We start from the raw sequence: 26,621 nt of genomic DNA on the forward strand, positions 1-26,621 counted from the left end.
AGGACCGGGCGCGACACCCAAGGAGGTTTCATGACCGACCGCACCGCTTCCGCCGCCGGAGCGGCCGTCGTCACCGGCGCCGACTCCGGTATCGGCCGGGCCACGGCCGTCCGGCTCGCCGAGGCCGGGATGGACGTCGGGATCACCTGGCACAGCGACCGGGAGGGCGCCGAGCGGACGGCCGAGGAGGTGGAACGGCACGGCCGGCGCGCGGCCGTCGCCCAAATGGACCTGACCCGGCTCCCCGATGCGGCGCAGGTGGTCGACGAGCTCGCCGAACGGCTCGGCCGGATCGACGTCCTCGTCAACAACGCGGGTACGGGCACCGCGACCCCGTTCCTCGATCTGCGGCACGAGGACGTCGTACGGGTCCTCGACGTCGACCTCGTCGGCCCGTTCCTGTGCGGCCAGCGCGCCGCGCGCCGCATGATCGAGCAGGGCGACGGCGGCCGCATCGTCAACGTGACCTCCGTGCACGAGCATCAGCCGCGCGTCGGCGCCGCCCCCTACTGCGCCGCCAAGGGCGGACTCGGGCTGCTCACGCAGGTGATGGCCCTGGAACTCGCCGAGCACGGCATCACCGTCAACGCCGTCGCGCCGGGCGAGATCGCCACCCCCATGACCGGGCAGGAGGACACCGACGTGCACGAGGCGCGACGCCCCGGCATCCCGCTCGGCCGTCCCGGTGACGCCCGGGAGATCGCCGCCGTCATCGCCTTCCTCGCCGGGCCCGACGCCTCCTACGTGACCGGCGCGTCGTGGGTCGCGGACGGCGGCATGGTGCGGATGGGGCCGCAGGCCGGTTCCCACCTGCGCAGCGACGAGTGGCGGCGGCCCTGACCCGCCGTCGGGGCCCCGCTCAGCCGACGTAGCGGCGGGCCGTGGAGTGCCGGCGCGCCTCCTCCAGAGCGACGAGGCGCGCCTCGATCGGGGCGGGGACCGGGGAGCGCTGCCGGAGCACCCAGGGCAGCCCCGCCACCGCGTGGCCGACGGCGCGCAGGGACGCCCGGTCGCGCGGCACGGTGCGCAGCAGCTGCCGGGTGCGGCGCAGCGCCGAGGGCCAGGGGCGGCGCAGCCAGGTGAACCACAGGGTGTTGCGCAGCCCGAGGACGCGCCGGTCGGTGCTGTCACGGAGCTTGGAGGCCGCGTGGTGGATGGTCAGCTCCGGCACGTAGGCCAGCCAGTGCCCGCGCGTCAGCAGGTCGGTGGCGAGGAGCTCCTCCTCGCCACCGAGCCACAGCCCCGGATGGAAGCCGCCCGCCTCCCGGAAGGCGTCGGCGCGGATCACCGTGGCGGCGGCCAGGAACGAGCCGAGGGCGGGGCCGGGCAGCCAGTCGGGGCCGGAGAGCGGCGAGTCGCGCAACTCGGCGACCACCGGGTCCTCCTCCCCGGACGGCTCGACGACGATGCGGGCGGTCACGGCCGCGAGCGGCGGGTGCGCGTCCAGGAGGTCCGCGGCGCGCCGCAGGGAGCCCGGCTCCCACCAGGTGTCGTCGTCGCAGAACGCCACGTGGGGCGTACGGACGTGGCGGACGGCGTGGTTGCGCCCCACGGCCCCCAAGTTGCGGCCCGGGCAGAGGAGTTGCACCTCGGGGAAGAGCCGCTGGACCGCCTCGGCCGTACCGTCGCTCGAGTCGTTGTCGGTGACGATCACATGAGGCCGCTCGGGCAGTTCGCGCAACGTCCGCAAGGTGCGCAGGAGTTCGTCGCGGCGGTCCTTGGTGATCACGACGACGGTGGTACGGGGGTCGGGCCCGGAGGCGTGTTCGTCGCCCGTCGTGTGCGGGGCGGGTATGGGGGTGGTGCGGTCCGTCATCTGCGCTGTTCCTGTAGGTGGTTGGGGGTGGCGGTTACGAAGAGGTCCGGTCGAGGAGGCGGGCCGCGCTCTCGATCCGGGCGGGCAGCGGCTCCCTGGCCCTGAGCGCGGCGGGCAGCCGGGCGAGCACGCCGCCGAGGGCCTTCCCCGCGTCCCGTTCACCGCGGGCCGCCGCCGCGGCGAGGTGCGCGGTACCCCGCAGGGCCACGGTGACGGGGCGCCGGAGCCAGGCGGTGAGCAGGGCGTTGCGCCGTTGCACCGCGCAACGGCCGGGCCGTGTGCGGGGGTCCGGGTGGTGATGCGCCGTCACGGAGGGCTCGTACGTCACGCCCCAGCCGCGCGCCGCCAGATCGTAGGCGAGCAGGGTCTCCTCGCCGCCGAAGAACAGCACCCGGTGGTAGCCGCCCGCGTCCAGGAAGGCCCGGCGCCGGGTGACGGCCGCGCAGGCGAGGAAGCCCAGGACGGGGCGGCCCGGCAGGTCGGCGGCGGGTGGCAGGGGCGAGTCGGCGAGTACGCGGTTGAGCGGGTCCTCGCGGGCCCCGGGGCCGACCAGGGTGCGGGCGGCGATGAGGCCGAGGCGCGGGTGGGCGTCGAGGAGGTCGGCGGCGGTGTCGAGGGCGCCGGGGGCCCACCAGGAGTCGTCGTCGCTGAAGGCCACGTACGGCGTGGTGGCGTGCCGCACCGCGAGGTTGCGGCCGAGTGCTCCGGTGTTGCGTCCCGGGGCGACGACCCGGGCACCGACGGCGTGGGCGCGCACCGCGTCGGCGGTCGCGTCGGTGGAGCCGTTGTCCACGACGATGACGGGCGGCCGTTCGGGCAGTGCGGCGAGCCGGTCCAGGGTGCGGAGCACGCTCTCGCGGCGGTTCCGGGTGATCACCGCCACGGTGGTGCGCGGGGAGCCCGCGGCCACGTGCTCTCCCGCGTTCACGTGCTCTCCTTCAGAAGTTTCCGCACCGCGCGCACCACGTCCTCGGGCAGCGCATCGGTCGGTCCCGGCCGCCCGGTGTCCGCGCCGGTATCGTCCTGGCCGCCGAGGAGGACGGCGGGCACGCCGTAGGGGCTGCGGCGCTCCGCGGGCACGGACGGGGAGCCGACGGAGACGACCGGGGTGCCCGTCGCGGCGGCCAGCTGGGCCGGTCCCGTGTCGCCCGCGACGACGACGTCCGCCGCACGCAGGATGCCCGCCAGGGTCCGCAGGTCCGTGCGGTCGCCGAGGTCGACGGCCGTGTCGCCGCCGACCCGCCGGGTCAGGGCGGACTCGGTGGGGCCGCCGGTGACGATCACGCGGTGTCCCGCGTCGGCGAGCAGGGTGACCGCCTCGGCCGCGTGCTCGGCGTCCCAGGCGCGGGCCGCGGCCCCGGCGCCCGGGTGCAGCACGACGTAGGGGCCGTTGCCGGTGAGGCCGGTGGTGTCGGGGGCCGGGAGCACGCGGAGCCGTCCGTCGTCGCCGGTCCCCGGCAGGAAGCCCAGGGCCGCGGCCGTGTCCAGCGCGGCCTCGGCGTCGTGCCTGCCGGGCAGCCGCAGGTGGGGTACGTCGATGAGGCTGCCCGCGTGGTCGGCGGTGTCGGCGCCGATGCGGGGGACGTGCGCCATCCGCAGCAGGAGCGCGGTGGGCAGCGGGCTCTGCGCGAAGGGGGTGACGATGAGGGCGACGTCGTACGCCGCCTCCCGCACGCGCCGCACCAAACCCTCGACGTCCGCCTCCTCCACCGTCGGCGGGCGGGTCCCCGCCCAGGGCGCCTCCCAGACGACGACCTCGTCGACGTGGGGCAGCAGCTCGGCGGCGGGCGCGCCGCGCGGCCCGCACAGCATCGTCACGTGGTCGGCGCCTGCGGCGACCGCGCGGACGGCGGGGCCCGACAGGAGCACCCCGCTCATGCCGTCCAGGCAGACGACGAGCGCCTTGCCCACGGAGGCCGCGAGGGCGCCGCCCCGCACGGGCTCACCAGGAACACGCATGGCGTACGCCTCCCTCGGCGCCCGGCGCGCTCCTGCTGTCGCTCTCCCGCCCGACGAAGTCGGCGACGGTGCGCCTGAGCCCCTCCTCCAGAGGGACCTTGGGCGTCCAGCCGAAGAGTTCGTGGGCGAAACCGGTCGCGGGGGCGGGCGGCTCGGGGTTCTCGGTGTTCCCGGCGGACGTCCCGGTGTACTCCAGGCGGGCGTCGGAGCCGGTCAGGTCGAGGACCCGGCGGGCGATCTCCGCCACGGTCGGCCCGGGGTCGCCGCCGATGTCGACCGGCCGCACCGAGCGGCTCGCGGCCACCAGGAGGACACCGTCGACCGTGTCGTCGACGTAGCAGAGCGAGGGCCTGCCACTGCCGTCGCCGGGCACGGTCACCGGTCCGCCGCTCAGGGCCTGCCGGATGAGCGCGGGGATCATCCGGCCGTCGGCGGGCCCCATGCGCGGGCCGTAGACCGGGAAGACGCGCACGATACCCGCGTCGGCCTCGGTGGCGCTCACGAACGCGGTGGTCAGCGCCTCGGCGAAGCGCTGGGAGTCACCGGGCGGGTCGCCGTGCAGGACGCAGGTGGAGGCGAGCAGGAACCGCGCGCCGTCCCGTTCGGCGACGGCGAGGGCGTTGCGGGTGCCGAGGCTCGCGGCGTCGAGTGTCTCCAGAGGGTGCGCGAGGGCGTCCGCGGCGGGGCAGGCGGAGTGCAGTACGAGGTCGTAGGGGCCGGGGAGGGCTTCGGTGAGGTCCGCGCCTGTCAGGTCCGGGGACAGGAAGCGGAATCCGGGGCGGTCCGTCAGGTGTGCGACGTTGCGGGACGAGCCTGTCGGCAGGTCGTCCACGCAGTCGACGTCCACCCCGGCGTCGAGCAGGTGCTCGCACAGGTGCGAGCCGAGAAAGCTCGCGCCCGCGGTGACCAGGACCTTCTTCCACGGAGGAGGCGGCTGCGGCGCCATGGAGAACATGGTGGGCGTCATGGGCGCAACCTTCCTTCCGCCGTCACGGGATGATCACTGTCTGCGAGGAGGGCTCCGGTCGGCCGGGGCCCCGCGGAACACCGATGCGTCTGGTGCCCAGCCGTCCCGGCCGTATCCGTCCCGGTCGCATTCGTCCCGGCCGTATCCGTCTCAGCCGTATCCGTCCCGGCCGTATCCGTCCCCGGACCCGTCACGGCCAGGACGGCTCCCTGCGCGGCACGACGACCAGCTCGCCCACCACGCTGCCGGCCGGGACGGAGAGCGCGTACAGGACCGTGTCCGCCACGATGTCCGGGCTCTGGAGCATGGCCACGTCGGCGTCCGGGAAGCGTTCCATGATGAACGGGGTCTCCATGCCGCCGGCGATGATCCCCGTGACGCCGATCCCCACGCAGTCGCGCTGGGCCTCCTTGAACAGCGTGTGGGTGAACGCGCGCAGACCCGACTTGCCCGCCGCGTACGGGCCCGCCTCGGTCCAGGTCCGGTTCGCGGCGGTGGACAGGATGTTCACGATGTGGCCGCCGCCACGGGCGATCATGCGCCGGTACGTCTCCAGGCACAGGTACATCGGCCCGAGGAGGTTGGTCTCGACGACCCGCGTCACCTCGTCGGCGCTCAGGTGCTCGATCGGCTTGGAGACGTCGACGGCGGCGTTGTTGACCAGGATGTCGAGCGGCTGATCCGCCGCCTCCAGGTCCCGGAAGACGGCGGCGACCCCCTCGGCGTCCCGCACGTCCATCTCCACGAACCTGGCGTCGTGGCCCTCGCCGGTGAGCCCGTCGCAGAGCTCCCCCGCCAGGTCCTTGCGGATGTCGGCGACGAGGACCGTCGCACCGGCCCCCGCGAGCGCCCGCGCGATCGAGGCACCGAGGCCCCGGGCCGCGCCGGTCACCAGTGCCCGCTTGCCGTGGAGGTCGACCTGTGCCGCGCCGCCCATGCCCGTGCCTTCCCGTCGTGCCGGTTGCCGGGGCGGCGCGCTCCGCGACCGCCCCGCTTCCCACTGTGACGGCTGGTGCGCCGTCCGGCACCTCGGACCGGCCTCGGGGCGCTCGGCGCGCGGACATCGGGCAGCTGTGTTCTCCGTCACCGCCGACGGGCCGGAATCGCGGGCCGCGCCCCCGCGCGAGAAGCGTGTGAGCAAGCACACCAGAAGCGCCACATCCCGTCAGGCGGGCGGCAGTTGGGGGCTTTCGGCGGTGCGGATGGCCGAGCCGTCCCGAGGCACGGCGATCCCGTCTGCCACGATGGTCGTCGCCGTACTCCGGAGCGTCCACGCGTCACTCGACGCGCCCTGCCGACGCCTCCCCCACAGCGCGGTGCCCCCGACAGATCCGGTGGAGTGACCGCGCAACGCAGCCGGTCCCGAACTCCCGCCGAGACCTCCCCTTGAGTCCCTGCGGGCTCACCCCGAGTCTTCGAGTGCCTCTGTGTCTTCCTCTCCCGCGCCTTCCGCCCCGCCTTCTCCCCCTGCCTCCCCTGCCCCGTCCGTGCCCGAGCATTCCTCCGCCGTCGAGAACGGCGCTTCCGCCTCGCGCTCGCCCTGGCGATCCCTGCGGTACCGCAGCATGCGCTGGTGGTCCGTCGCCAACTTCGTGTCGAACGCCGGCACCTGGATGCAGCTCACCGTGCAGAACCTGCTGGTGCTGCAGATCACCGGGTCCGCCGCCGCCACCGGCCTCTCCATGTCGGTGCAGGCCGCGCCCGCGCTGCTCATGAGCCTGGTCGGCGGCGCCGCCGTGGACCGCTGGCCCCGCAAGCTCACCGCCTCGGTCAGCCAGGCCCTGCTGGGCGCCATCGCCTTCACCACGGCCGTCCTCGTGGCGACCGGCGGGCTCGACCTGACCGTACTCATGGTGCTGGCCGGCGTCACGGGCGTCATCGCCACGGTCGACGGACCCGCCTGCGCCCTCCTCGGCAACGACCTCGTGCCGCCGGAGGACGTTCCCTCCGCCATCGGCGTGGGCTCGCTCGTCCACAGCGCGGGCCGCCTCGCCGGTGCCGCACTCGGCGGTGTCACGGTCGGCTTCCTCGGCACGGCCGCCGCCTACGCCGCCAATGGCGTGTCGTTCCTCTTCGTCGCCGCGGTCATCCCCTTCCTGCGTCCCGCGTACGGGGCGCTGCGGCAGGCCGGCGCCGACCGGTCCGTCGCCCCCGTACCGACCGGCCCCGCGCCGAGCGGGCCCACCCCCAGCGCCCCCATGACGGTCGGCGAGAACATGACCGTCCGCCAGGGCATCGCGTACTTCATGCGGCGGCCCCGGCTCGTGGCCCTCGCGGGCGTCACCGGTGTCAGCGCGGTCTTCGGCCGGAACTACAACCTCACCCTGGCCGTGCTCGTCACCGGGCCACTGGCCGGGGGCGCGGGATCGTTCGGCACGGTCTCCACCGTGCTCGCCGTCGGAGGCATCATCGGCGCCGTTCTCGGCGCCCGGCTGCGCAAGCCGTCCGTGCGGCTCGTCGGCACGCTGGCCGCCGCCGGCGCGCTGCTCCAGGTGGTCGCGGGGTTCTCGCCCTCGTTCGCCGTCCTGCTGGTCCTCGTCCTGCCGATGGCCGTGGTCGAGTCCGTCTCCGACACCGCGGGCACGACCGTCCTGCAGACCGACCCGCCCGCCCACCTGCGGGGCCGCGTGCTCGGCGTGTGGGGCAGCGTCAGCACGGCCTGGGGCCTCGGCGGCCCGCCCGCGCTCGGCCTCCTCATGGAGCTGGTGGGCGCCCGCGGTGCCCTGGTGTCCGGCGGCCTGATCATCGCCGGTTCGATCGGAGCGGGCTTCGTCCTGCGCAGGCGCGGGAGCACGGAACCGGTGCTGCTGCCGACAACGGAACGGGACGCCGCCAAGCGGTCGGCGCTGGGCGCGGCGGCCTGAGAGCCCGCGTCATCTCCCCGGCCGGGTGGCCGCCGGGGCCGTGCGCGGATGCGGCTCCGTCAGGTCCCGTGCCGCCGTGAGGACCTCCTCGGGGGTGATCCGCAGCAGCCGATCGTCCGGCAGGCGCCCGTGCGCGTCGCCGGGGCGGGCCGCGTCGTCGCCGTCCGGGTGCCACAGGACCCGGTGGCGGGCGTCCGCCGGAGGACCCCACAGGCGGGGCGCCACCGGGCCGAACAGGACGACCGACGGCGTGCCGAGCGCCGTCGCCAGGTGGGCGAGGCCGGTGTCCCCGACAATGACGCAGCGGGCGTGCGCCACGAGCGCCGTCAGCTGGTCGAACGGCACGTCGGCGGCGCCGCCGAGCACCGCGTCGCCCGCCAGCCCCGCCTCTGACGCCACGTACCGCGCGGTCGTCCCCTCGCCCGCCCCGGCCGTCACCACGATCCGGTGCCCGCGGGCCGCGAGCCCGCGCGCCACGGCGGCGAACCGCTCGGGCGGCCAGCGGCGGGCTCCGGCGTCGGCGCCCGGGTGGAGGACCACCGCGCCCGGCGCCGGGGAGGGCGTCGCGGGCGGCGGGATCCGTACGTCCGCGGGGTCGGCCTCGATGCCGTACCAGGACAGCAGCCGGCACCACCGCTCCCGCTCGTGCTCGTCGTCCCGCCAGACGGGCCCCTCGATGCCGGGCGTCTGCGGATGCGCGTACGCCAGGAGTTTGCGGGGGCGCAGCCGGTGCAGCAGCAGGTGGCTGGGCGGGCCGTTGCCGTGCAGGTCGACGGCGTAGTCGGGGGGCGGATCCGGCCAGGCGAGGTGCTCGGGCACCGCACGAGCCGCGGCGGACGCGGGCAGCAGCCGGTCGACCAGTCCTGTCGCCAGGGCGGGTGCGGTCAGCCGCTCGGGCGCGGCCAGCACGAGTTCGTGGCCGGGCAGCCGCCGCCGCAGGGCGCGCAGCGCCGGTACGACGGTCAGCAGGTCACCGAGTCCGAGCGCCCGCAGCACCAGCACGCGGGGGCGGTCCGTCGTCGGGGCGGCGGGGCGCGGTGGCCGTGTGGTCTCTTCGCTCACGGTCGGGGTGCCTCTCGGCTCAGGGTGCGGACGGCCGGGGCGGCGTGGCGGACTCGGCGGCCCTGCGGGCGAGCAGGGTCGTGGAGCGGCCGTCGAGGTAGGGCAGGACGACGGCCTGCCCGCCCCACGCGCTCAGGGTCTGCGCCTCGGGGAGGTCCTGGACGGAGTAGTCGCCGCCCTTGACCCATACGTCGGGCCGCAGCCTGCCGAGCAGTTCGCGCGGGGTGTCCTCGGCGAAGACGGCCACGGCGTCGACGCTGCCGAGCGCCTCAAGGACGCGGACGCGGTCCGCCTCCCGGTTGAGCGGGCGCCCGGGGCCCTTGCGGCGGGTGAGCGACGCGTCGGAGTTGAGGCAGACGATCAGGCAGTCGCCGATGCGCCGGGCGCTCTCGAGCAGGCCCACGTGGCCCGCGTGCAGGAGGTCGAAGCAGCCGCCGGTCGCCACCACCGTGCCACCGCGCGCCCGCACCCGTTCGGCCAGGGCGAACGCGTCGTCGCCGGGTTCGCCGCCGGATTCGTCCGCGGCGCCGTCCGTGGGCGCCGTGCGCCACAGGTCGGGGTTGGTGGCGCCGCCCGCCGACACGAACGCGGCGGCCTCGGCGACGGCCCGCTGCAGGGCCTCCTCCGGGAGCGCCCCGTCGGCGAGCGCCACGGCCGTCGTCGCGGCGAAGCAGTCGCCCGCGCCGCACGGGTCGCCGGTGGCGCGGTACGGCGACGGCACGAGCATCGGCGTACCGGAGCCCGGCCTGGTGAGCAGGACGCCGCGCTCGCCCAGGGTGACGGCGACGCCGCCGACCCGCCAGCGGTCCGCAAGCTCGGCGCCCCGGGCGGCGTACGCGCGCAGCGTCTCGTCGTCGCCGGGGCACAGGGCGCGGGTCTCGGCCGCGTTGGGGGTGACGAGCCGCGCGCCCGGCACGGGGGCGTCGCCCTTGGGGTGGGGGTCCCAGACGAGCGGGGTGCGGGGGGCGACGGCCGCCAGGTGCTCGCGTACGGCGCTCGCGGTGTGCCGTCCGTAGTCCGCGACGAGGACGGCGTGCGCCCCGGCCAGCGCGTCCCGCACCGCGCCGTCGGGCTCGCCCGGTATGCCGCCGCCCCTGTCGATGCGCACCAGCGGGCGGCCGGACGCCAGGACGCGCGTCTTGACCGGCAGCGTGCCGTGCAGCGGAATCTCCACCAGCCTTACCCGGCCGCTGAGTTCGCGGCGTACGGCTTCGCTCGCGGGGTCGTCGCCCAGTGCGGTCACCAGGGTCACGTCGCGCCCGCCGCGTGCCGCGAGCGCGGCGGCCAGGCCCGCGCCGCCGGGGTGGCGCCGGTCGCCGGTGACGTCGACCACGGGGGCGGGGGCGTCCGGGGCGAGCCGGGTGGCGTCGCCCTCGATGTCCTCGTCGAGCAGGACGTCCCCGACGACCACGAGAGGCTTCGGCCGGGTCACGAGAGGCTCCCGTTGACGCGGACGACGTCGCGGGGCGCGATGCGGCCCGCGGTGGCCACGACGGGTTCGCCGAGCGCCGCGTCGAAGGCCTCGCACAGCAGGTGCACGGCGACGAGGTGGGCCTCCTGCACGGTCGCCGTGGTCTCGCCTTCGATGTGCAGCGCGTCGTCGGCGGCCTCCCCCAGCGGGTTCGGTCCGGGCCCGGTGAGCGCCCAGACGCGCAGCCCGGCGGCCCGGCCCGTCACCGCCGCCGTGATCAGGTTGGCGCTGCGGCCCGAGGTGGACAGCAGGATGAGGATGTCGCCGGGTCTGCCGTGGGCGGAGACCTGGCGGGCGAACACGTGGTCGAATCCGTAGTCGTTGCCGATGGCGGTCATGCTGGAGGTCTCCGCGTGCAGGGAGATCGCCGAGTACGCGGGCCGTTCCTTGCGGTAGCGGCCCACCAGTTCGGCGGTCAGGTGCTGGGCCTGGGCGGCGCTGCCGCCGTTGCCCGCGGCGAGGAGCCTGCTCCCGGCGGGCAGCGCGGCGGCGAGCCGCCCGCCCCACTCCGCCAGCCGGCCGAGCCCGTCCCTGCGCAGCCGGCCGAGTGCTTGCTCCAGCGACCGGCAGTGCAGATGCGCGGCGTCGAGTGCGGGGGATTCACTCATACGGATCGGGCATGCCGCGCCACGAGGACGGCGGGGGCCCGCACCTCCTTCGGGGGTTGGGGGCGAGGTGGCGAGGTGTCAGGTCATCGGTGCGTCGGTGCCGCACGTGGGTCGGTGAAGGGCGGCCGGGGCCACGGTCGGGAGCCCGGCGCCGGGCTCCCCGCCCCTCACACCGCCCCCACCCCCGTCACGACCGCGGGCTTCGCGTCCAGGACTTCGCAGTAGGCCGCCTCCGTGGCCGCCGCCACGCGGTCCCAGCCGTACCGGCGCAGGACCCTGCGCCGCCCCGCCTCGCCGCTCGCCTCGCGGAGCGCGGGATCGGCGAGGAGTTCGGCGACGGCGCGGGCCAGCGCCTCGGGGTCGCGGGGCGGGACGAGGCGGCCGGTGGCGGGGTCGGCGACCGTGTCCAGCTGGCCGCCGACCGCGCTGGCGACGACCGGTCGGCCGCACGCCATCGCCTCCAGGGGGACGATGCCGAACGGTTCGTAGTCGGCGGGGCAGAGCACGACGTCGGCCGCGCGCAGCAGCGGCGGCACGTCGGTGCTCGGTACGCCGCCGGTGAAGCGGACCCGGTCGGCGACGCCCGCCTCGCGGGCCAGCGCGCGCAGCCTGCGTACCTCCGGGTCGTCGGCCAGCCGGTCGGCGGGCGGGCCGCCGACCACGAGCAGTTCGGTCTCGGGCAGTCGGGCCAGCGCGGCGATGGAGACCGCCGCCCCCTTGCGCGGTACGAGGCGGCCGAGTTGGAGCACCTGGTGGCGGTGGGCGCCCCGCTCGGCGACCGGTCCGCGCGGGGTGAACAGCTCCGTGTCGACGCCGCACGGCACGACGCCGACCTTGGCGGCGCGTACGCCCATCCTGCCGAGTTCGGCGACCTCGTCGCGGCAGGTGGCGATGACCCGGTCGCAGCCGAGGCCGACCTCGCGCTCCAGGGAGATCCGCTTGGGCGGGCTGGGGTCGGCGAGCTGCTGGTGGCGCCGCTTCACGGTGCCGAGGGCGTGGTACGTGTGCAGCAGGGGCAGGCCCAGTTCGCGCGTGGCGCGCAGCGAGGCGAGGCCGGACATCCAGAAGTGCGAGTGGACCAGATCGGGCGGCCGGTTGCGCCAGGTGCGTACGAGATGGCGGCCGAACTCCGGCATGTGGGGCAGGAGTTCGTCCTTGGGGATCTGCTCGGGCGGCCCCGCGGGCACGTGGTGCACCTCGACGCCCGGCCGCAGGGCGACGCGTTCGGGCAGGTCGGGTGTGTCGCGGCGGGTGTAGACGGTCACCCGGTGGCCGCGGTCGGCGAGCGCGCCCGCGAGGCAGGCGACGTGGACGTTCTGCCCGCCGGCGTCCACGCCGCCGAGCGCGGCGAGCGGACTCGCGTGTTCCGAGACGAGCGCGATCGACAGCACTCCGGGGCCGACGGGCTCCGCGCCGAGGGCGCCGGAGTCGAGGGGGCCGAGGGTCGAGGTCATGCGATCGCCTCCGTCAGCACGCGCTCCCAGTCGTCGAGGAAGCGCTTGAGTCCGTACCTTTCGAGGGCGGCCTGGCGGGCGCGGGCGCCGTCCTCGGCCGCGGCGTCCGGTTCCGCGAGGTAGTGGCGGGCGGCCCGCGCGAGCACCTCGGGGCGGGTGGAGAGCGTGCCCGTGCCGCGCGGGATCGCCTCGACCGCCTCCGTGGTGGCGAGCGCCACGACCGGCATGCCCAGGTGCATGGCCTCAAGCAGGGAGAGCCCGAGGGAGGTCCAGCGCACCGGGTGCAGGTACAGGCGGCGCTCGGCGAGTGCCGCGTGCAGTTCGCTCTGCGGGAGGTCGGCGGTGCGGCACCGGTCCTCGGGGAGGCCCAGGTGCGCGGCGAGGCCTTCGGTGCGCATGCCGAAGACGTCGAGGGGGGCGGCCTCGCTCAGGGCGGGCAGCAGGTCGGTGCCGGTGTGACGGCCGCGCCTGACCGGTTCGTTGACGACGACGGCGGCCCGGTCGAGGCGGCCGGTGTACTGGTGGCCGGGGTCGACGATGCCGTGCTCGATGACTTCGGTGCGCGCCCGGCCGTTGTCCCAGAACAGCCGGTTGAAGTGCGTGACGTGGACGAGCGTCAGGTCGGCGCGGTCGGCGCACGGATGCCGGGTGTCGGGGACATCGCCGTCCGGTGAGTTGTGTTCGAGGTAGACGGCGGGCACGTCGCGTCCGGGGCGCCGGCCGCCGAGCCAGCGTTCGGCGAGCTCCGGTTCGTGCGGCCGCTGGAAGAGGACGAGGTCCACCTGCGCGTCGCGCAGCTCCTCGGGCGTGACCTCGCGCACCGAGTCGGGCCAGGCGAAGGTGCGGGCCCGGCCGAGTCCGTCGGGGCCGCGGTCCGGTGTGACGGGAACGAGGTAGGTGTGGGGGCCCTGCACGAACGAGGTCGTCCAGGAGCCGTGCACGTGCCACAGCAGGATGTTCATACGGTCGCTCCTCGTTGCGTACCGGGAGTTCCGGGCGTAGCGGGTGTGCCGGACGCACTGGGTGCGGCGGGCGTTCCGGCCGGCAGGCCGGACCGGGGGTCCGTTGGCCGTGGGCGCGTCCGGCGGATGGCCGGGTCGTCGGCGAGCGCGGCCACCGCGGCGAGCACCTCGGCGTCGCCGACGCCGTCGAGGCAGGGGTGGCCGGGTACCGGGCAGATCCGCGCCCTGCTGTCCGCGCACCGCTCGCGCTGGTCGCCGAGCAGGACGTGGCGTACGCCGTACGGCCCCCAGCGCTCGGCCGGCACCACCGGCGCGAACAGCGAGACGACGGGGGTACCCACGGCGGCGGCGAGGTGCCCGGGGCCGGTGTTGCCGACCACCGCGGCCCTGGCGCCCGCGAGCACGCCCGCGAGGTGCGGCAGATCGGTGGCCCCACCGAGGTCGAGGCCGTGCCGCCCGGCGGCCCGCGCGGTCAGTCCGCGCTCGCCGGGCCCGCCGGTGACCACCACCCGGTGCCCGGCGGACGCGAGGGCCGCCACGGCGCGGCGTGCCCGGTCCGGGCTCCAGGCACGGGCGGGCACGGCGGCTCCGGGGTGGACCACCACATAGGGCTCGCTGCCGGTGAGGGCCGTGGTGTCGGGCGGAGTCCGCACCCGCAGCGCCCCGTCGTCGCCGTCCGGCAGCGCGAAACCGCCCGCCTCGGCGAGGTCGAGGGCCGCCTCGGCCTCGTGGCGGTGGGGCATCCTGTGGTGGCGCAGGTCGAGGAGGGCGCCGGGGTAGTCCTCGCTGTCGGCGGCCGTCCAGCCGATCCCGGCGAGCTTGAGGAGCAGCGCCACGGGAAGCGGGCTCTGGTGGTAGGAGACGAGGATCAGGGCCCGGTCGAAGCGGCGGACCGTCACCGCGTCGAGTATCCGGCGCGTCGCCTCGCGCGAGACCCCGGCCGGTTCCAGGCCCACCCAGGGCGCGTCGTACACGAGTACGTCGTCCACGCCGGGCAGCAGCCTGCCCGCGTCCACGCCCTGCGGGCCGCAGAGCAGCGCGGTGTACGAGGATCCGGCGGCCACGGCGCGTACGGCGGGCCCGGCGAGGAGCACGTCGCCCGCGCTGTCGAGACGTACGACGAGGGTGCGCGGAAGAGTGGGAGTTCCGGTCACAGCCGCTCCCCCTCCCCCGCACGGACCACTGCCGCGCGGTCGGCCGCCGTGTGGTCGACCACCGCGCGGCGGGCCGCTCCCGGCGGGTCGAGGACGAGGCGGACGGCCGTCAGCAGGTCGGGGGCCACGGCGTCGGCCGCCTCGACCTCATCGGCGCGGGTGACGGGTGTGGGGACGAGGACGCCGCGGGCTCCGGCGGCGCGGGCCGCGCCCAGGTCGGCGCCGATGTCGCCGATGACGACGGCGCGTCCGGCCGGGACGCCGAGCCGTTCGCACGCGGCCAGCACGAGACCGGGCGCGGGCTTGCGGCAGCCGCATCCGTCGTCGGGTCCGTGCGGGCACATGGCCCAGACGGAGAACGGGCCGAGGAGTTCGTCCACGCGCCTGCGCACCGCATCGACCTGGGACAGGGTCAGCAGGCCGCGTGCGACGCCCGACTGGTTGCTGACGACGCCGACCGGGATGCCCGCCGCCCGGACGGCGTCGACGGCGTCGCGCGCGCCCGGCGTCAGCCGTACGAGGGCGGGGTCACCGTTGTAGGGCACGTCCTCGACGAGGGTCCCGTCCCGGTCGAAGAGGACCGCCGCCGGGAGGTGCCGGTTCCCGTCGTACGGGGTGTCGTACGAGGTGTCGTACGGGGCCGGGGGCGCCGCGGGCAGCGGGGGGCCGTCGATCAGCCAGGGCGCGGTCCTGCGGCCGGTGCCCCTGTGCGGGGCCTGCGCCGGGCGCCTCATCGGCGTACCCGATCCTCGTGGGCCGGGCGGACCGGTGGGTCCGGGGCGTGTCCCGGCCCGGCCGGGTGCGCGGCGTGCGGTGCGGCGCGCCGGTGCACGGCCTGCCCGCGCAGCCAGTGCCAGACGGCGGCGGGCGGGATGAGCACGCTGGTCAGCGCCATGGCGGCCACCTCCGCCCGGTCCCGCGGGCCCGGCACGATCCGGGCGAGAGCGAACTCGGCGGTGCCCGCCAGCCATCCCGCGGCGCAGACGGTGGCGGCCCCGGGCCTGCGGAGCGCGGCGCAGACGAGGGTTCCCGCGGCCGCCGCGGTCACCGCGGCGTGCCGGGGCAGCCGGCCGCGCGGCGCGGCGGCGCGGTGCCACCAGTCGGCGCCGTGCAGTCGCGTCATGAGCACGTCGTCCGCGTTGCCCGCCTGGAGGCGGACGGAGATCCAGCGGCCCGCCGGGCGCACCGGGTGGGTGGTGGAACGTGTTCCCTCGGCCACCGTCCATCCCGCGGCGAGCACGCGCAGCGCGAGGTCGGCGTCCTCCCTGAAGGCGCGCCGGAACCGCTCGTCGAAGCCCTTGACGGCTTCCAGCGCCGTGCGGCGGTAGGCCATGTCGGCGGTGATCCAGCGGGCGGTGGCGAGCCCGGCGGTGTTGCGCTCCCAGTCCGTCGGCCTGCGGTCCGCGGGGAGCGGTACGTCGATGAGGGCGGTGACCGCCGCGGTGTCCTCGGTGGCCGCGGCGAGATCGAGGGCGAGATCGTCGCCCCAGGCGAGCCCCGGCACCACGTCGTCGTCGAGGAAGACGATCCACGGCACACGCTCCGCCGCCCGCCAGCCGGTGTTGCGCGCCGCGGCGGGGCCGCGGCCCCTGCCGCCCACCACCGTGGTGACGGCGCGCAGGGCGGCCGGGACGTCGACCGGCAGCGGAGTCCCGGCGTCCGGGCCCCGGCGGTCGTCGACGAGGATCACCTGCTCCGGTCCGGGCCCCGCCGCATCGGCCAGCGCCCGCAGCGTCACGCTCAGGCTGGGCCGCCCGAGCGTGGGGATCACCACCGCGTATGTGCTGTCGGCGCCGATGGTGTCGCCGTTCTGCGTCTCGTACGCGGCCATCAGGCGTCGCCGCCCTCGGAGGTGCGGAAGAGGTCCTGGCGGCGGATCGCGTACGGGCCGATGGCCAGCAGGTCGACCGGCGAGGAGCCGAAGCACTCCAGCGCGTCGCGCGGGTCGTCCACCATGGGGCGGCCCGCCGTGTTCAGGCTGGTGTTGACCACGACCGGCAGCCCGGTGAGCCGCTCGAACTCGCCGAGCATGCGGGCGACCAGCGGCTCGCGCTCCGCGTCCACGGTCTGGATGCGGGCCGTCCCGTCGACGTGGACGACGGCCGGGATCCGGTCCCGCCAGGGCTCCGCCACGTCGTGCACGAAGAGCATGTACGGGCTGGGCATCGGCCCGTCGAAGATCTCCGGGGCGCGCTCGGCGAGCACCATCGGGGCGACGGGCCTGAACTGCTCGCGCCCCTTCACGTCGTTCAGCCGCTCCAGGTTGCCCGCGTGGCCGGGGTGGGCCATGAGCGAGCGGTGGCCGAGCGCCCGGGGGCCGAACTCGGACCGGCCCTGGAACCAGGCGACGATCCGGTTCTCCGCCAGCGCCTGCGCGACGGTCGCGGCGATGTCCGCGGGCCGCTCGAAGGTGACGGCGGCCGTCTTCAGCCAGGCGCCCAGTTCGGCGTCCGACCAGTCGCGGCCGAGGTCGGCGCCCGCCATGGGCTCCGGCTGGACGCCCTCGCCCGCGGTGAGCAGCAGCGCGCCGCCGAGCGCCGTGCCCGCGTCACCGGCCGCGGGCTGCACCCACACCTGCGAGAAGGGGCCTTCACGGGCGATACGGGAGTTGGCGACGCAGTTGAGCGCCACACCGCCGGCGAGCGTGAGCACGCTGTGGTGCGTCTTGCCGTGCAGCCAGCGCGCCAGGTCGAGCAGGGTCTCCTCAAGGACGGCCTGGGCGCTCGCGGCGACGTCCGCGTGGTCCTGCGTCCACGGCTCGTCCGCGCCGCGCGGCGGGCACAGCTCGTGCCACGGCACTGCGGTGGCGCGGAACCCGCCGTCGCCCGTCGGATACACGTGCTTGCGCAGTTCGGGGAGCATGCGCGGGGTGCCGTGGGAGGCGAGGGCCATCACCTTGAACTCGTCGGAGGAGCGCAGGAACCCGAGGTGGTCCGTCAGCTCCTCGTAGACGAGGCCGAGAGAGTGCGGCAGGTCCTGGGCGTAGAGCGGTTCCAGCTTGTCGCGGACCCGTCGCGCGGCGAGGTGCGAGGCGCGCTCGCCCCGGCCGTCGAGGACCAGGACCGAGGAGTCCGCCGCGTCAGGCGCGGCGAAGGCGCTGGAGGCGGCGTGGGCCATGTGGTGCGGCACGAAGCGGACGATGCCGGGGTCGAGGCCGGGCAGCGCGGCCTTCAGGAAGTTCGGGGCCTCTCTGGCGTACGTCTGGCGCAGGTGGTCCCAGGGGTCGTCGAGCCCCATCGACTCGGCGGGGCGGGCGAGTTCGGGGTCGTAGGAGTAGGCGACCGCGTCCAGGTCCTCGGGCCGCAGACCGGCCCTGCTCAGGCACCAGGCGGCGGCCCGCTCGGGCAGTTCCCAGGCCGAGAACGGCAGCGGCCTCTTGCCGTGCTTGCGACGGGAGAACCGCTCCTCCTCCGCGGCGGCGACGGTCCTGCCGTCGATCACGAGGGCGGCGGCGGGGTCGTGGAAGAGGGCGTTGATTCCGAGGATGCGCATGGAAGATCCGACATTCTTTCGGCGGTCCTTGGCACGTGTCCCGATGCGCGGTGCACGTGGTGGGACCGCGGTACGGGGAACATGACCAAGCTGGGTCTGGGCAGACAGGTCTCCCGCGGCGCCCTGCGCCGGGTACGCGCCGCCCCGGTCAGTGATTCGCTGGGTCGCGGAACCAGTCGATGGTGCGCCGCAGGCCTTCCTCGGCGGCGACCTCGGGCTCCCATCCGAGCTTGTCGCGGGCGAGCGTGATGTCCGGGCAGCGCACCGCCGGGTCGTCCGTCGGACGGTCGATGAAGCGGATCTCCGAGCGCGAGCCGGTGAGTTCGATGACGAGGCGCGCCAGTTGGAGCATGGTGATCTCGGTGGGGTTGCCGATGTTGACCGGGCCGCGCATGCCGTGGGCGGCCGCCGCGAGGATGCCGCGCACGGTGTCGTCGACGTAGCACAGTGAGCGGGTCTGGTTGCCGTCGCCGGTGACGGTCAGCGGCTCGCCGTCCAGTGCCTGCCGCACGAAGGTCGGCACCGCCCGGCCGTCGTGGCCGCGCATCCGGGGCCCGTAGGTGTTGAACAGCCGCACGATACCGGTGTCGGTGCCCTCGGCGTCGGCGTGGGCGGTGGTCAGGGCCTCACCGAAGCGCTTCGCCTCGTCGTACACGCTGCGCGGTCCGACCGGGTTGACATGGCCCCAGTACCGCTCGTCCTGCGGATTCTGCTGCGGGTCGCCGTAGACCTCCGACGTCGAGGCGAGCAGGAAGCGGGCGCCGCAGCGGTGCGCGAGTCGCAGGGCGTTGCGGGTGCCGAGGCTGCCCGTCTCCAGGGTGTGCAGCGGCAGTCGCAGGTAGTCGGCGGGCGACGCCGGGGAGGCGAAGTGGAGGACGAGGTCGGGGGTTTTGCGGTCCGGGGAGGGTTCGACGGCTATCCCCTCGGCCACGTTGGCCTGTATGAGCCGGAAGCCGGGGCGGTCGAGGAGCGGCGCGAGGTTCTCCGGCCGCCCCGTGCTGAAGTCGTCCACGCAGGTCACGGCCGTGCCCGCGGCCAGGAGCGCGGTGCACAGATGCGAACCGACGAATCCTCCGCCGCCAGTCACGACGGCGTGCTCCCAGTTCCCCGACAGGGCTGTGCCCGTCCCTGCGCTCATCCCTGTGCTCATCCACATCTCCTCCGTACGCGGGGACGGCGTACCGGGTGCGGTGCCGACCTCCGGTCACACACGGCGCTCGGGCCGTCGAGTACTCGATCAGCCTCTGCCAGGTGAGCGCGGACGGCTCGGTGATGTGGGCCATCCGGGCGACGGTCCCGCTACGGAAACCGGGCCGGAGGGTGTGGAGCGGGGATGAGCGGGGCGTGAGCCGCGGGAGTGAGCCGGGGCACGCGAAAAGGCCCGCCGTGCCTCGCGGGCGGCGGGGCATGGCGGGCATCGGCCGGCATCGGCGGGGGCACGGGCGAGGGGGCACGAGGCGCCACGACGGACACTGAGCGGAAATGCGCAATTCCACTCCGTGGCGCTTCCTCGACGACGCCCGGACCTATTGCGGGCGGGGCCTATTAAAGGCCTTGCGCGAGCTATTGCGCACGGGTGTCGGCCAGGAGTGAACCGGCGGCGCGGCTCAGCCGAGACCGCCGCTGCCGAAGCTGCCGCTGTCGCCCTTCCTGTGGTCGGCCGGATCCTGCGAAGGGCTGCGGTGCGTGCTGGACGTGCCGTACCCGTTCTTGAGCTGGTACGGAGTGAGCCGGCCGCCGTCCTTCGGCACCTCGTCCGGCTCGCGGTACTCCCGCTCCTCCCGCGCCGGGCCGCCATACGGCCGTTTCGGCTGCTCCTCGGGGCTGACCGTGCGTGTCTCCCGCGCCTGAGCGCGTCGTCCCCAGAAGAAGGCGCCGAGCAGTACGGCGACCACGACGAGACCGGCGATCCACATCAGCAGGGCCGCGCCGGACGAGACAGCGAGTTCCATCGTTTCCATATGAGACTTGTCCATATATGGCTTGTACCCGCCCCGCCGGAAAATTAGCTGGTTTTCCCGAGCAAATGGGGGTCTGGGGGTGAGCCGCTTTTACCGGACGGGCCGCCCGGAGTTCCCTTGCCGCACGGCCACATGGACCCGACCACCGGCGGTCGCCAGGGGCGCGGGGAACTGCGCGACCAGCCACGTTCCACCCGCACACAAGATCCCGACAGGCCCCGTGCAGGCCAGCGACCATTACGGGATCGTCGCCGATCTCGTGGCCGACCCGGGAGCACCGTGACACCGGCGAGCGAGGGTCGCTTCACCGGCGCGGGCGCTCCCCGCCCCTGCCGCGGCGGGACCCGGCGTACGCGGTGGTGCGCAGCCGGCTCAGCCGCCGCGTGGGGTGGAGCCGGGGAAGGCAGTGCGCATAGGGGTCGTAGGAGAGGGTGCCGCTCGGCGTGTCGTCGCGTACCGCCCGGAGGGTCAGGGTGGCGATGGGGCACCAGGGCTCGTCGGGCGCGGCCGCGCACAGGTCGAAGCGGACGGGTCCGCGGATGATCGCCTGCCGCAGGGCGGCGAGGTCCGCGCCCACCGTACTGGCGCCGCCCGCCGGACCCGGTTCGGGAAAGGCCGCCAGCACGCGCCGGCGGGCGCCCACACGGTAGGAGAGCAGGGTCGAATACGGTCCCGTCAGCGGCCGGGGGCGCGGCAGCGGCAGGTGGCGGGCCAGGCGGCCGGAGCCACTCGACGTGAACAGCAGGTCGAGGTGGTTGCCCGGCCCGTCGGCGTCCGGGACCCGCACGGCGAGGCCGAGCCCGTCGGGCAGCCGTCCGGGCAGCCCGAGCGCGCGGGACCAGCGTACGGACACCGGGTAGGAACCGGCCCGGTCCAGCCACGGCACGCCCCACTCGCCACCGGCGCCGCCCGGCACGTCCAGCGTCCCGGAGCAGAGCACACCGTACGGGTGCAGGGCCGGTGCCGAGCGCCGCCCGGCCAGCCGGGCGGCGGCTCCGTGAGCCATCTTGTCCAGAAACATGCGGGCACCTTCGGCAAGGGGGTCGGTACGGAGTGCGGGTCGCCTGCTCTTGAGTCTGGGCGCAACCGGCGTGTTCCGGCCACCGGTGGCATGCCGGTCCTCGCGGGCCGGCCCGGGCGACAAGCAACACAGGTTGACCAGTCCAGTTAGTCAACTACAGTTGCTTACGTGCCCGCCGCAGAGAACCCGAAACCCGCAACTCCCCTCCCCCGGGAGCCCGCTGACGCCCTGGCGGCAGTCGTGGCGTTGCGGCGCCTCGCCGATCAGCTGGAGGACGCCGCCGTCGAGCAGGCCATGCGAGCGGGCTGGAGCTGGCCGCAGGTCTCCGAGGCGCTCGGCGTCACCCGCCAGGCCGTCCACAAGAAGCACGCAAAGCGGCTCATCGCAAGCGGTGTCGAGCTGAGGAGGCGCGGCGATGACCGCGTTTGACGCGTATCTGCACGCGGTCGTCGTACGGGCGACGCAGGAAGCCCGCGAGGACGGATCGGCGACGGTCGACGCGCACCATCTCCTGCTGGCGATCGCCGCCGGGCCCGGGTCCGCGGCGCGGGATGCCCTGGCTTCGGCCGGACTCGATCACACGGCTGTACGTGAGGCGCTGGACCGGGAGTTCGAGCACAGCCTGAACGCGGTCGGAGTGTCCGCGACCTCCTACGCCCTGCCCAAGCCGAGCCACTCCACCCCGCGCCCCAGGATGGGCGCGTCCGCCAGACTCGCGCTGGACCGGAGCTTCGCCGCCACCCGCAAGAAGGACCTGCGGTCGACGCATCTGCTGCTCGGCATCCTGGGCGCCCGGTTCGGCACCGTGCCCCGCGCACTCGCCCTGGCGGGCATCGACCAGGACCGACTGGCGGCCCACGCGCGGCAGAAGCTGGACGGCCGGTCACAGTGACCGCTGGAACAGCGGAGCAGCGGCCGTCTTCGCCCGCCCCACCAGCGCACAACGACCCGGCAGGAGAGCCGACTTGACCCAGCGCCCCGCTCACCGGGCCGTTCACGCCACTCACGCCACGATCCAGCGCATACTCGACCGAGCCGTCACCCAAGGAGGCGTCCCCGGCATCCTCGCCGAGGTCCGCGACAGCGACAGGCAGTGGTTCGGGAGCGCGGGAGTGGCCGACATCGGGACCGGCCAGGAGCGCTCGCGGCAGGACCGGTTCCGTATCGGCAGCATCAGCAAGACGTTCGTGGCCACCGTCATGCTGCAACTGGCGGCCGAAGGAAGGCTGAGCCTGGACGACAGTGTGGAGCAGTGGCTGCCCGGCGTGGTCGGCGGCCACCGCAACGACGGCGCCGGTGTCACCCTCAGGATGCTGCTCAACCACACCAGCGGGATCTTCAACTACACCGACGACCAGGAAGCCCTGAACCGTCACGAGACCCACTCCCCCGAGCTACTGGTGCGGATCGCCGTCTCCCGTCCGCCCGCCTTCGCGCCCGGCTCGGACTGGGCGTACTCCAACACCAACTACATCCTCGCGGGCATGGTCGTCGAACGGGCCACCGGCCGCGCGACGGCCGAGGAGATCGCCGAGCGCATCGCCCGCCCGCTCGGCCTGACTGGCACGTACCTGCCGCTCGGTGGCGACCCGGCGATCCGGGGTCCCCACTCCCGCCACTACACAAGGCTGTTCCGGACCGAAACCGACGCGCCGGTCCACGACGCGACCGCATTCGACTCGTCCATGTTCTGGGCGGCCGGAGGCATGATCTCCACCGCCGGGGACCTGAACCGGTTCTTCGGCGCCCTGCTGGGGGGCCGGATACTGCCGCCGGACCAGCAACGGGCCATGTTTCAGACCGTTCCCACCCGTGACTGGGTTTCCGACTCCGCATACGGCCTCGGTGTTTGCTCGGTGCGATTGCCCTGCGGGGAAACGGTCTGGGGAATGGGTGGTGCGCTCTTCGGTTCGTGGTCGTACGCCTTCGGTACTCGCGACGGCGAGCGGATGGTCACCGTGAACACCAACGGCGATTGGTGTGAAGGGCGTTGGAAAGACCCCATCGGCATCTTCACCGATCTGCTTCAGGCATGGTTCTGCGACTCCGGCGCCGGAACGAACGGGTGTTGAGCAGGGGAACGGCGCCTGGACTCAGGTGCACCGGTGGCGCATGCGTAAGGCAATGGCGAAGTGGGCTGTTTTAACAGTTCCCTTGGTCTTCTGTTAAAAGCTGCCATTGTCATGGACCTTGTCGACGGGTGATCGGCTGGGCCAGAGTTCATGCCGCGGCGAGCCCCACGCCCGCCGCCCGGCAGGAACTCCCACCCCCCTTCGGCGATACACCCCCACGTGGACACACCCCCGTGTTTCCTCGTATCTCCGGGATTCCTGCCTGCCATTCGGAAGGAATCAGCGTGCCCCATTCCCGTAAATACAGATTCACCGTCGTGGCCGCCCTGCTTTCGGCGTCAGTGGCCGTCGGAACCCAGGCCACGGCACAGGCACAATCCCCCGCAAAGGCACCGGCCGCCTCGGGCTACCAGCCGGAGATGGTGCGAGCGCTCGCCGCGTCGCTCGGCGTGAGCGAGAAGGCCGCGGTCGACCGGCTCGACCGGCAGGACGCACAGCAGGCCGAGCTCGCCGAGCTGACGAAGAGCGGGATATCCGCGGACGGCGCCTTCTTCGACGCCGCCGGCAAACTGACCGTCAACGCCGGTGACAGCGCCGACGCCGCCGCCATCGAGAAGGCCGGCCTTGCTGCCCGCGTGCCCGCCCGCGGCCAGGAGAAGCTCGACGGCATCAAGGCACGGCTGGACGCCGCGGCCGCCCGGCGCACTCCCGCCGGTGTCGTCGACTGGGCCGTGGACCTGGCCTCGGACAAGGTCACCGTCAAGGTCAACAGCGACCGCGGGGCCGCCGCCAAGGCGTTCCTCGCCAAGGCCGCGACGTACGGTTCGGCCGTCAAGGTCGTACGCGGCCAGGAGAAGCGCGCACCGCAGGCCTCGATCGCGCCCGGCAGCAAGATGACGATCAACGACACCAACGGCTGGTGCTCCGTCGGCTACGGCGCCCGCGACCGCTCCGGCAACCAGTACCTCGTCACCGCGGGCCACTGTGTCGCCGGGCTGCCCACCCTGCGCTTCGACGGAGCCGCGTTCGCCGAGGGCGTCGACACCCGCTTCGCGGTCGGCACCCGCAGCGTCGACATGGGCGTCGCCGCCATCAATTCCGGCCACTCGATCACGACCAAGGTCGGGACCTGGGGCCAGGCGGGCAACGTCGCCGTCAACGGCAGCCGTCGCGCCGCGTCCGGCGCCGCGCTCTGCAAGTCCGGCGCGACCACCGGATGGACGTGCGGCACGGTCGGCTCGTACAACGTCTCTGTCACCTACGTCGACCAGAACGGCGGCCCCGACACGGTCGTCACCGGCCTCGCCACCTCCAGCGTCTGCACCGAGGGCGGCGACAGCGGCGGCGCGTACATCTCCGGCAACCAGGCCCAGGGCATGACCTCGGGCGGCCCGCTCCACCAGGAGTGCACCGGAGGCGTCAACTCGCGTGGCTCGTCCTACTTCCAGCCGCTGGACGACGCCCTCGCCCACTACGGGCTGACCCTCAACACCAACTGAGCGCTCTACCGGGGAAGACCAGGGGCCGCCCACCGGCTATGGTGGGCGGCCCCTGGCCGCCCGTGTGGCCGGAAACCGCCGTTGAGCCGCCGTCATCGGAGCGAGGGGCCACCGACCCGAGAGCCGATGGTGTCTCCCCGCCCGCCGAAAGACGCCATGCCGAACATCCCCCACGCCGAAGGGCCCGACGCCACCTTCGCGAGCGTATTCCGTCAGGCACTGCAGCGGCGCGGGCTGCCACTGGAACGCATACGCGACCACCTGCGCGCCCAGCAGATCACCGTCAGCCTCGCCACGCTCAGCCACTGGCAGCGCGGCCGCAGCCAGCCGGAGAAACCCCAGTCCCTGCGCGCCGTCGACGCGTTGGAGCCGCTGCTCAACCTCCCCACCGGCGCCCTGCGCTCCCTGCTCGGCCCGCACCGGCCGCGCGGCGGACCCCCACCGCTCGACCCGGCCGTCGCCCGCACCGTCTACGGCGAGAACTCGGATGTGGAACAGGCCCTCGGTGACGCGTTCCCGCACTTCAACGAGGGGCTGCGGCCCCTGACCATCCACGAGACGGTGAGCCTTGACGAGCACCGCTCCATTCACGAGACGTCGATCACCACCGTGGTGCAGGCCGTCCGCGACGCCGTCGAGCACCTGACCGTCGTCCATTTCCTCGACTCCCCCAAGGCGGGCACGGTCCACCTCACCGTCCCGTACGGGCCGCCCCCGCCCATCCAGTTCCTGCCGGAACTCGGCTGCGTGGCTGCGGACCTGCCCCTAGGGCGCCGACTGGCCAGAACCGGGACAGCGGTGGTCACCTACACGCTCCGGGCCGCCTCGGACGTCTCCCACCAGCACGAGCGCCGCGTCACCACGCCCCTGCGCAGCTACCTGCTGCAGGTGCGCTTCCACCCACGGGCGCTCCCCGTCAGCTGCTGGAGCTACCACCGCGGGCAGATCGGCGCCGAGCCCCAGCACCGCCACCGCACCACGCTCGACGCCTTCCACACCACCCACCTGCTGCCGACACACTGCAAGCCGGGCGTGTACGGGATCGAGTGGAGATGGCCGGACCGAGGCGGCCCCTTCCCTCCCGCACCCACACAGGACGCTCCCGCCGACAGCAAGTAGGGTCGGCGACTGGCGCCGCGACCGACACTCGGCGCATTCCGCGCAAAGGGCACAAGGAGAACGGACGGATGGTGGCGTCGGAGATACCGGACGACTTCCTGGAAGGCTATGCCCGGATACTGACGGCGGCGGCCGACACCGGCCGCCGCCTCACCCGTGACGAGCTCATCTCCCGGCGCGCCCTCGGCGAACAGGCCGCCGACGCCGGTCACGGGCTGCGGTCCCTCGTCGGCGCGCATCTCGCCGCCACCCGGGCCGCCTGGCCGCTCCGCGCCGGAGGGGCCGCCGCCGAGCACGTGCTCGCGGCCGTGGAACAGGCCATCGACGCGTTCGCCGAGGGGTACGAGCGCGCCCAGCGCCTGGCGGTGCGTCAGGAGGAGGCCGCGCGACGTGAGTTCATCGACGACCTGCTGTACGGGCGCAGCGACCTGGGGCGCCTCGCCGAGCGCGCCGAGCGGTTCGGGCTGCGGCTCGCGCACGCCCACGCGGTGGCGGTGGCGCAGGGTGTGAGCGCCTACGACGACGGCGACCCGGTGCCGCGTCAGGTGGAGCGCTCCCTCATCGGCCGGTTCGGCGACCGCAACATCCTGCTGACCACCAAGGACGGCCGGCTGCTGTGCATCGCGCCGGGCGACCAGGACGACGTTTTGGCGCACTTCGCCAAGCAGGCGTACGCCGCGACGGACGGCGGCCGGGTCGCCATCGGGCGTCCGCAGCCGGGTCCCGGCGGCGTCGTGCAGTCGTACGAGGAGGCGCTCAACGCCCTCGAACTCGCCGAGCGCCTGGACCTGGACACCCCCGTCCTGCGCTCCGCCGACCTCCTCGTCTACCCCGTACTCACCCGCGACCGGCAGGCCATGGCGGACCTGGTCAGCAGCACACTCGGCCCGCTGACCGCGGCCCGCGGCGGCCCGGGACCGCTGCTCGACACGCTGACCGCGTACTTCGACTCCGGCTGCGTCGCGGCGGAGGCGGCCCGCCGACTGGCCCTGAGCGTACGGGCGTTCACGTACCGCCTTGAGCGCATCCACAAGTTCACCGGCGCCAATCCGGCCGACCCCGCCGACCGCTACCGCCTGCAGACAGCCGTGATCGGCGCCCGTCTGCTCGACTGGCCGGAGAAGGCACTCTGAGGCCTCT

25 protein-coding genes are annotated in these 26,621 nt (G+C 74.5%); 8 read left to right on the plus strand and 17 right to left on the minus strand.

Features of this window, described 5'->3' with window-relative positions; all coding sequences use genetic code 11:
- The first annotated feature begins 30 nt into the window (after positions 1–30).
- Positions 31–840: an SDR family oxidoreductase gene (locus ACFVYR_RS04395; RefSeq protein ID WP_384248365.1), complete on the plus strand. Its 810-nt coding sequence runs from the start codon at positions 31–33 to the stop codon at positions 838–840.
- 19 nt (positions 841–859) lie between these two features.
- Here the strand turns inward: ACFVYR_RS04395 and ACFVYR_RS04400 are convergent, their stop codons facing one another.
- The 5 genes from ACFVYR_RS04400 to ACFVYR_RS04420 all read right to left on the minus strand — a co-directional run bounded on the left by ACFVYR_RS04400 (position 860) and on the right by ACFVYR_RS04420 (position 5,679).
- Positions 860–1,816, minus strand: coding sequence for a glycosyltransferase family 2 protein (locus ACFVYR_RS04400; RefSeq protein ID WP_389611252.1), 957 nt, complete (start codon positions 1,814–1,816; stop codon positions 860–862).
- Between the two features lie 34 nt (positions 1,817–1,850).
- Entirely contained in the window at positions 1,851–2,744 is an 894-nt protein-coding gene (locus tag ACFVYR_RS04405) for a glycosyltransferase family 2 protein (protein WP_384248369.1), read from the minus strand.
- On the minus strand, positions 2,741–3,775 hold the full coding sequence (locus ACFVYR_RS04410; RefSeq protein WP_384248371.1) for a glycosyltransferase family 9 protein: 1,035 nt from the start codon (positions 3,773–3,775) through the stop codon (positions 2,741–2,743). Before ACFVYR_RS04410 ends, ACFVYR_RS04405 begins: the two co-directional genes overlap by 4 nt.
- Positions 3,759–4,742: an NAD-dependent epimerase/dehydratase family protein gene (locus ACFVYR_RS04415; RefSeq protein ID WP_384248372.1), complete on the minus strand. Its 984-nt coding sequence runs from the start codon at positions 4,740–4,742 to the stop codon at positions 3,759–3,761. Before ACFVYR_RS04415 ends, ACFVYR_RS04410 begins: the two co-directional genes overlap by 17 nt.
- 190 nt (positions 4,743–4,932) lie before the next feature.
- A complete protein-coding gene (locus tag ACFVYR_RS04420; RefSeq protein ID WP_384248374.1) occupies positions 4,933–5,679 on the minus strand; it encodes an SDR family oxidoreductase in 747 nt (248 codons plus the stop codon).
- 628 nt (positions 5,680–6,307) lie between these two features.
- On the opposite strand from ACFVYR_RS04420, the gene ACFVYR_RS04425 reads away from it, so the two are divergent.
- Positions 6,308–7,606 (plus strand): MFS transporter, encoded by a 1,299-nt coding sequence (locus ACFVYR_RS04425; protein ID WP_384248702.1) that lies wholly within the window; start codon positions 6,308–6,310, stop codon positions 7,604–7,606.
- Between the two features lie 9 nt (positions 7,607–7,615).
- On the opposite strand, the gene ACFVYR_RS04430 is transcribed toward ACFVYR_RS04425, so the two are convergent.
- From ACFVYR_RS04430 to ACFVYR_RS04485, 12 genes are all read right to left on the minus strand, one after another.
- Positions 7,616–8,668 (minus strand): glycosyltransferase family 9 protein, encoded by a 1,053-nt coding sequence (locus ACFVYR_RS04430; protein WP_384248375.1) that lies wholly within the window; start codon positions 8,666–8,668, stop codon positions 7,616–7,618.
- Positions 8,669–8,687: 19 nt separating this feature from the next.
- Entirely contained in the window at positions 8,688–10,100 is a 1,413-nt protein-coding gene (gene rfaE2, locus ACFVYR_RS04435; protein ID WP_384248376.1) for a D-glycero-beta-D-manno-heptose 1-phosphate adenylyltransferase, read from the minus strand.
- Complete coding sequence (locus tag ACFVYR_RS04440; protein ID WP_384248378.1) at positions 10,097–10,747, minus strand: SIS domain-containing protein; 651 nt, start codon at positions 10,745–10,747, stop codon at positions 10,097–10,099. The genes rfaE2 and ACFVYR_RS04440 overlap by 4 nt, the downstream gene beginning before the upstream one ends.
- A 167-nt stretch (positions 10,748–10,914) precedes the next feature.
- Positions 10,915–12,201: a glycosyltransferase gene (locus tag ACFVYR_RS04445; protein WP_384248379.1), complete on the minus strand. Its 1,287-nt coding sequence runs from the start codon at positions 12,199–12,201 to the stop codon at positions 10,915–10,917.
- Positions 12,198–13,163, minus strand: a complete 966-nt coding sequence (locus tag ACFVYR_RS04450; RefSeq protein WP_384248381.1) for a glycosyltransferase — start codon at positions 13,161–13,163, stop codon at positions 12,198–12,200. The genes ACFVYR_RS04445 and ACFVYR_RS04450 overlap by 4 nt, the downstream gene beginning before the upstream one ends.
- Positions 13,160–14,317 carry a glycosyltransferase family 9 protein gene (locus ACFVYR_RS04455; protein ID WP_384248382.1) on the minus strand — a complete coding sequence of 386 codons (1,158 nt, stop codon included), beginning with the start codon at positions 14,315–14,317 and terminating at the stop codon, positions 13,160–13,162. Before ACFVYR_RS04455 ends, ACFVYR_RS04450 begins: the two co-directional genes overlap by 4 nt.
- Entirely contained in the window at positions 14,314–15,051 is a 738-nt protein-coding gene (locus ACFVYR_RS04460; RefSeq protein WP_384248383.1) for a D-glycero-alpha-D-manno-heptose-1,7-bisphosphate 7-phosphatase, read from the minus strand. The genes ACFVYR_RS04455 and ACFVYR_RS04460 overlap by 4 nt, the downstream gene beginning before the upstream one ends.
- Positions 15,048–16,148, minus strand: a complete 1,101-nt coding sequence (locus tag ACFVYR_RS04465; RefSeq protein ID WP_384248385.1) for a glycosyltransferase family 2 protein — start codon at positions 16,146–16,148, stop codon at positions 15,048–15,050. The genes ACFVYR_RS04460 and ACFVYR_RS04465 overlap by 4 nt, the downstream gene beginning before the upstream one ends.
- Positions 16,148–17,809, minus strand: coding sequence for a carbamoyltransferase (locus tag ACFVYR_RS04470; RefSeq protein ID WP_384248386.1), 1,662 nt, complete (start codon positions 17,807–17,809; stop codon positions 16,148–16,150). Before ACFVYR_RS04470 ends, ACFVYR_RS04465 begins: the two co-directional genes overlap by 1 nt.
- 148 nt (positions 17,810–17,957) lie before the next feature.
- Positions 17,958–18,959: an NAD-dependent epimerase/dehydratase family protein gene (locus tag ACFVYR_RS04475; protein WP_384248387.1), complete on the minus strand. Its 1,002-nt coding sequence runs from the start codon at positions 18,957–18,959 to the stop codon at positions 17,958–17,960.
- A gap of 457 nt (positions 18,960–19,416) precedes the next feature.
- The gene (locus ACFVYR_RS04480) at positions 19,417–19,770 is read right to left on the minus strand and encodes a DUF6479 family protein (protein ID WP_384248389.1); all 354 of its coding nucleotides are present in this window, start codon (positions 19,768–19,770) and stop codon (positions 19,417–19,419) included.
- Between the two features lie 304 nt (positions 19,771–20,074).
- Positions 20,075–20,791, minus strand: coding sequence for a phosphodiesterase (locus tag ACFVYR_RS04485; RefSeq protein ID WP_384248390.1), 717 nt, complete (start codon positions 20,789–20,791; stop codon positions 20,075–20,077).
- Between the two features lie 168 nt (positions 20,792–20,959).
- Here ACFVYR_RS04485 and ACFVYR_RS04490 point away from each other — a divergent pair, with 168 nt between their 5' ends.
- The 6 genes from ACFVYR_RS04490 (at position 20,960) to ACFVYR_RS04515 (ending at position 26,614) form a co-directional block, all read left to right on the plus strand.
- The gene (locus ACFVYR_RS04490; protein WP_384248391.1) at positions 20,960–21,220 is read left to right on the plus strand and encodes a hypothetical protein; all 261 of its coding nucleotides are present in this window, start codon (positions 20,960–20,962) and stop codon (positions 21,218–21,220) included.
- Positions 21,207–21,683 carry a Clp protease N-terminal domain-containing protein gene (locus ACFVYR_RS04495; RefSeq protein ID WP_384248393.1) on the plus strand — a complete coding sequence of 159 codons (477 nt, stop codon included), beginning with the start codon at positions 21,207–21,209 and terminating at the stop codon, positions 21,681–21,683. Before ACFVYR_RS04490 ends, ACFVYR_RS04495 begins: the two co-directional genes overlap by 14 nt.
- Before the next feature lie 73 nt (positions 21,684–21,756).
- Positions 21,757–22,863 carry a serine hydrolase domain-containing protein gene (locus ACFVYR_RS04500; protein ID WP_384248394.1) on the plus strand — a complete coding sequence of 369 codons (1,107 nt, stop codon included), beginning with the start codon at positions 21,757–21,759 and terminating at the stop codon, positions 22,861–22,863.
- A 284-nt stretch (positions 22,864–23,147) separates the two neighbouring features.
- The gene (locus ACFVYR_RS04505; RefSeq protein ID WP_384248395.1) at positions 23,148–24,362 is read left to right on the plus strand and encodes a S1 family peptidase; all 1,215 of its coding nucleotides are present in this window, start codon (positions 23,148–23,150) and stop codon (positions 24,360–24,362) included.
- 156 nt (positions 24,363–24,518) lie between these two features.
- Positions 24,519–25,481, plus strand: coding sequence for a hypothetical protein (locus ACFVYR_RS04510; RefSeq protein WP_384248397.1), 963 nt, complete (start codon positions 24,519–24,521; stop codon positions 25,479–25,481).
- A 68-nt stretch (positions 25,482–25,549) separates the two neighbouring features.
- The gene (locus tag ACFVYR_RS04515; RefSeq protein WP_384248398.1) at positions 25,550–26,614 is read left to right on the plus strand and encodes a PucR family transcriptional regulator; all 1,065 of its coding nucleotides are present in this window, start codon (positions 25,550–25,552) and stop codon (positions 26,612–26,614) included.
- Positions 26,615–26,621 lie beyond the last annotated feature (7 nt).

The organism is Streptomyces sp. NPDC058284, from assembly GCF_042881135.1.
In the GTDB taxonomy this organism is placed as follows: Bacteria; Actinomycetota; Actinomycetes; order Streptomycetales; family Streptomycetaceae; genus Streptomyces.

What these genes read in the sequence shown, in the direction of transcription:
- ACFVYR_RS04475 (WP_384248387.1), bottom strand. Translation starts at nt 18,959, where the DNA reads ATGAGCACAGGGATGAGCGCAGGGACGGGCACAGCCCTGTCGGGGAAC.
- ACFVYR_RS04410 (WP_384248371.1), bottom strand. Translation starts at nt 3,775, where the DNA reads ATGCGTGTTCCTGGTGAGCCCGTGCGGGGCGGCGCCCTCGCGGCCTCC.
- ACFVYR_RS04400 (WP_389611252.1), bottom strand. Translation starts at nt 1,816, where the DNA reads ATGACGGACCGCACCACCCCCATACCCGCCCCGCACACGACGGGCGAC.
- ACFVYR_RS04440 (WP_384248378.1), bottom strand. Translation starts at nt 10,747, where the DNA reads ATGAGTGAATCCCCCGCACTCGACGCCGCGCATCTGCACTGCCGGTCG.
- ACFVYR_RS04445 (WP_384248379.1), bottom strand. Translation starts at nt 12,201, where the DNA reads ATGACCTCGACCCTCGGCCCCCTCGACTCCGGCGCCCTCGGCGCGGAG.
- ACFVYR_RS04420 (WP_384248374.1), bottom strand. Translation starts at nt 5,679, where the DNA reads ATGGGCGGCGCGGCACAGGTCGACCTCCACGGCAAGCGGGCACTGGTG.
- ACFVYR_RS04415 (WP_384248372.1), bottom strand. Translation starts at nt 4,742, where the DNA reads ATGACGCCCACCATGTTCTCCATGGCGCCGCAGCCGCCTCCTCCGTGG.
- ACFVYR_RS04450 (WP_384248381.1), bottom strand. Translation starts at nt 13,163, where the DNA reads ATGAACATCCTGCTGTGGCACGTGCACGGCTCCTGGACGACCTCGTTC.
- ACFVYR_RS04460 (WP_384248383.1), bottom strand. Translation starts at nt 15,051, where the DNA reads ATGAGGCGCCCGGCGCAGGCCCCGCACAGGGGCACCGGCCGCAGGACC.
- ACFVYR_RS04495 (WP_384248393.1), top strand. Translation starts at nt 21,207, where the DNA reads ATGACCGCGTTTGACGCGTATCTGCACGCGGTCGTCGTACGGGCGACG.
- ACFVYR_RS04465 (WP_384248385.1), bottom strand. Translation starts at nt 16,148, where the DNA reads ATGGCCGCGTACGAGACGCAGAACGGCGACACCATCGGCGCCGACAGC.
- ACFVYR_RS04470 (WP_384248386.1), bottom strand. Translation starts at nt 17,809, where the DNA reads ATGCGCATCCTCGGAATCAACGCCCTCTTCCACGACCCCGCCGCCGCC.
- ACFVYR_RS04510 (WP_384248397.1), top strand. Translation starts at nt 24,519, where the DNA reads ATGCCGAACATCCCCCACGCCGAAGGGCCCGACGCCACCTTCGCGAGC.
- ACFVYR_RS04395 (WP_384248365.1), top strand. Translation starts at nt 31, where the DNA reads ATGACCGACCGCACCGCTTCCGCCGCCGGAGCGGCCGTCGTCACCGGC.
- ACFVYR_RS04480 (WP_384248389.1), bottom strand. Translation starts at nt 19,770, where the DNA reads ATGGAAACGATGGAACTCGCTGTCTCGTCCGGCGCGGCCCTGCTGATG.
- ACFVYR_RS04515 (WP_384248398.1), top strand. Translation starts at nt 25,550, where the DNA reads ATGGTGGCGTCGGAGATACCGGACGACTTCCTGGAAGGCTATGCCCGG.
- ACFVYR_RS04425 (WP_384248702.1), top strand. Translation starts at nt 6,308, where the DNA reads ATGCGCTGGTGGTCCGTCGCCAACTTCGTGTCGAACGCCGGCACCTGG.
- ACFVYR_RS04485 (WP_384248390.1), bottom strand. Translation starts at nt 20,791, where the DNA reads ATGTTTCTGGACAAGATGGCTCACGGAGCCGCCGCCCGGCTGGCCGGG.